Origin of the sequence: Buttiauxella warmboldiae (assembly GCF_003818135.1) — a bacterium.
In the GTDB taxonomy this organism is placed as follows: Bacteria; Pseudomonadota; Gammaproteobacteria; order Enterobacterales; family Enterobacteriaceae; genus Buttiauxella; species Buttiauxella warmboldiae.
Genome location: NZ_RPOH01000109.1, coordinates 1 through 3,996, shown reverse-complemented (window position 1 = coordinate 3,996; position 3,996 = coordinate 1). Strand labels below are relative to the sequence as shown.

Below are 3,996 nucleotides of genomic sequence, written 5' to 3'. Positions count from 1 at the left end.
CTTCTTTGTCAGCAACCTCATCCCTCATGCTTTAATACGATATGTACTGAATGTCATATCTCCGAACCGGACGTGCACCTTTCAGTGCACGCCTATCAAGTGATATGCGCCAACTCATTAACTATTGATGAAATGAATGAAAAATTTGTGATGCCAGAATCTACACCACTGCCGTCGTCAGCCGGGAGGTGCAGCAAAGCCGCCCTTGCTCGTCGCTGATTTCGATTTGCCAGACCTGGTGCCTGCGCCCGAGGTGCACCGCTCTGCACACGCCGCGCACGCTTCCTGCGCTTGCCGAACGCAGATGGTTGGCATTCACTTCCAGCCCGACAATTTTCTGCTCGCCTTCGGTACACAGATATCCGGCCACGGAGCCAAGCGTTTCTGCCAATACCACTGACGCACCACCGTGCAGCAGGCCAAACGGCTGGCGGGTGCGCATATCAACGGGCATGGTGGCTTCCAGTTCATTGTCATTAATCCGGGTGAACACAATGCCAACATGCTCAACCATATTGCCGACGCCCATTTTATTGAGCGCGTCCAGATTAACTTCGCGTCGCCAGATCATCCCAGAATCTCCAGTAGTGCCTGTAGCGGATGGCGCACGCCGTTGCCTTCCACGCGTTTTACCTGACTGCGGCAGGAGTAGCCGGTTGCCAGGCAACGCTGGCGCGGCAGGCGCTGCATTGCCTGGTGCCATGAAAGTTCGTAAATCCCCAGCGAGTTAACATGATTTTTCACTTCATGTCCGTAGGTTCCCGCCATGCCGCAACAGCCGACGCTGACGTTTTCGAGCTTCGCCCCTAAGCGGGCAAATATCGCCGCCCACTGGTTTGGCGCACTCGGCAACGCGGTGACTTCCGTACAGTGGCCAAACAGATACCAGGATTCGCCGCTCACCGGCGTCGTTTCACGTTGAGCCAGTACGCCCGGCAGCCATTCATGCACTAACTGCACATGGAAATCGCCGCGCTCTTCACCCAGCGTCTGCTTATATTCGTCGCGATAGCAAAGCACCAGAGCGGGATCGACCCCCACCATCGGCATTCCCAGTTGCGCAATGCGGTTGAGGAATTCAGAGGTCTTACGCGCGGTGCGGGCAAATTTCTGCAGGAAGCCTTTAATGTGCTGCGCTTTACCATTCGGTGAAAATGGCAGCACCACCGGCTCCAGCCCCAGCTTTTCAACCAGGCGCACAAAATCTGCCACCACTTGCGCATCGTAGTAGCTGGTGAACGGGTCCTGCACCACCAGCACGGTTTTAGCTTTCTGCGGTGCGGAATAGCTTTCAAGCTGCTCAAGCGTGGTGTTCGCCGAGGTATGGCCAACCAGCTGCTGCTGTAACGATGGCGTGGAGAGCATGGGTAAATCAATCATGCCGATATGTTTCGCCGAAAGGCTGCGCACCCACGGCTGGCTCATAAAGAAGTTGAAGGTCTTTGGCGCACGCGCCATTAACGGCGCATAGCTTTCCACTGTGGCGACCAGATGGTCACGCATCGGGCGCAGATAGCGGGTGTGATAAAGCTGCAAAAAGCGCGAGCGGAATTCCGGCACGTCGATTTTAATTGGGCACTGCGTTGAGCAGGCTTTACATGCCAGGCAGCCGGACATCGCCTCTTTCACTTCATGAGAGAAATCATATTCGCCTTTGCGAGCGTGCCAGGAGTTGCGCGTGCGCTCAATCAACGAGCGCAGGCTGGCGCGTTTTTCCGGTAGCTGTTTTTCCAGCGCGTCCGGGTCAACGCCGCGGTCCGCCAGTAAACGCAGCCATTCACGCGTTAAGGTCGCACGCCCTTTTGGCGAATGAATACGGTTACTGGTGATTTTCATCGACGGGCACATCGGGCTTTTGACATCGAAGTTAAAACACAGGCCGTTGCCGTTGCACTCCATCGCGCCGCGCCATGAGCTGCGCACCGCAATGGGAATTTGTCTGTCGAAGGTGCCGCGTTTCACCGCATCAACCTGCATCATAGGGGCATCCGTCCCAAGCGGCGGGCAGATTTTGCCGGGGTTTAAGCGGTTGTCCGGGTCGAATACCGCTTTGATGCGGCGTAGCTCTTCATACAGCGTTGCGCCAAAGAAAGCCGGGCTGTATTCAGCGCGGAAACCTTTGCCGTGCTCGCCCCACAGCAGACCGCCATATTTCGCAGTCAGCGCCACCACATCATCAGAAATACGCTTCATCAGCACTTCCTGGTGCGGGTCAGTCATATCCAGCGCCGGGCGCACATGCAAAACCCCCGCGTCAACGTGGCCGAACATGCCATAACTCAGATGGTGGCTATCCAGCAGCGCGCGGAATTCAGTGATGTAATCGGCCAGATGCTGCGGCGGCACGCAGGTGTCTTCGGCAAAGGGAATCGGCTTCGCCTGCCCTTTGGCGTTACCCAACAGGCCGACTGCTTTTTTGCGCATGTTATAAATGCGCTCAATACCCGCAAGCTCCGTACAAACCTGCCAGCCGATAACGCCGCCTTCACCTTGTGCAATCAGCGCATCAAGGCGCTCGCACAGCGCGGCAACCTGGCCTTCGATGAGTTCCAGATCGTCACCGGCAAATTCCACGATATTCAGGCCCAGCATCTCTTTACCTGGCACATCGGCGATCAATTCGCTCACCGAATGCCAGACGATATCTTCACGCGCCAGGTTCAGGACTTTTGAATCGACGGTTTCGACTGAGAGCGCCCGGGCTTCCACCATAAAGGGCGCGTTACGCAGCGCGGAGTCAAAAGAGTCATATTTAATATTCACCAGCCGGCGCGCTTTTGGCAGCGGCGTGATATCCAGCTTCGCTTCGGTGATAAACGCCAGCGTGCCTTCAGAGCCACAGAGAATGCGCGTCAGGTCGAACTGCGAGAGGTCATCATTAAACACGTGGCGCAGGTCGTAGCCGGTCAGGAAGCGGTTCAGCTTCGGGAATTTCTCGACGATCAGCGGGCGCTGTTCGCGGCAACGCTCAAGCACGGTGCGATAAATTTTGCCGGTCGGGCTGTCGTCACGCCCCATCTCTTCGGCGAGAGCCGTCGACATTTGATGCGTATCGAGAATATCGCCCCCCAGCAGCACCGCGCGGACGCCCAGAACATGATCGGAAGTCTTGCCGTAAACCAGCGATCCCTGCCCTGAGGCATCGGTATTAATCATCCCCCCCAGGGTAGCGCGATTGCTGGTGGAAAGCTCCGGGGCAAAGAAATAGCCGTAAGGTTTCAGATAGTGGTTAAGCTGGTCCTTAATCACCCCCGCTTCCACACGCACCCAGCCCTGCTCAGGGTTGATTTCAATGATGCGATTCATGTAACGCGACATGTCGACCACGATGCCTTTGTTCAGCGACTGGCCGTTAGTGCCGGTGCCGCCACCCCGTGGCGTGAAGACCAGGGATTTAAAGCGCTCTTCCGAGGCCAGCCGGGCAAGCAGCGCCACATCGGCGGTAGAACGCGGGAATAACACTGCATCCGGCAGCAGCTGATAAATACTGTTGTCGGTGGCCATCGTCAGCCGGTCAGCGTAGCTGGTGGCGGTATCGCCGGTAAAACCTTGTTGTTCCAGTGCCTGCAAAAAATTGAGCACCAGTTGAACAAGGCCCGGTGCCTGAGAAATTTGTGGGATCATCGATCGTCGACCCTGCCTGACGTTATAAGTTGTGAGTTATCGTTTGCGTTTGCTTCCATTCATTTTTTAACACATTTTTTTAGCGCATGCGCGTCCGTTTTGTTTCTGTCAAAAACCGAGGAAATACATCATCATTAACGCATCCGCTTTGCGGCTTTAACGCAGGCGCTTTGCCCGTTATCTGTTATTAAGGTGATTTTATCTATGGTTAAGGTTAGTCAGCCAAAGGATCTGCTACAAATCCTGCTGTCCGTGTTGTTTATCTCGGTGATGATCGTCGCCTGCCTGTGGATAGTTCGTCCGTTTGTGCTCGGTTTTGCCTGGGCCGGTACGATTGTGCTTTCCACCTGGCCGCTGATGCTCAGGGTACAG

General features: G+C 55.7%; 2 protein-coding genes and 1 pseudogene. 1 reads left to right on the top strand and 2 read right to left on the bottom strand.

The genetic code is table 11. The annotated features are described in order from the left end of the window. Nucleotides 1-160: 160 nt before the first annotated feature. Nucleotides 161-571: a 1,4-dihydroxy-2-naphthoyl-CoA hydrolase gene (gene menI / locus EHN07_RS19840; protein ID WP_124025729.1), complete on the bottom strand. Its 411-nt coding sequence runs from the start codon at nt 569-571 to the stop codon at nt 161-163. After that, the gene (gene ydiJ, locus EHN07_RS19835) at nt 568-3,624 is read right to left on the bottom strand and encodes a D-2-hydroxyglutarate dehydrogenase YdiJ (RefSeq protein WP_124025728.1); all 3,057 of its coding nucleotides are present in this window, start codon (nt 3,622-3,624) and stop codon (nt 568-570) included. Before ydiJ ends, menI begins: the two co-directional genes overlap by 4 nt. 204 nt (nt 3,625-3,828) lie before the next feature. On the opposite strand from ydiJ, the pseudogene EHN07_RS20755 reads away from it, so the two are divergent. Then, nucleotides 3,829-3,996, top strand: a pseudogene (locus tag EHN07_RS20755) (AI-2E family transporter YdiK); the annotation flags it as partial.

Excerpts from the sequence above, each read along its gene's own strand:
- menI (WP_124025729.1), bottom strand. The coding sequence starts at position 571 with ATGATCTGGCGACGCGAAGTTAATCTGGACGCGCTCAATAAAATGGGC.
- ydiJ (WP_124025728.1), bottom strand. The coding sequence starts at position 3,624 with ATGATCCCACAAATTTCTCAGGCACCGGGCCTTGTTCAACTGGTGCTC.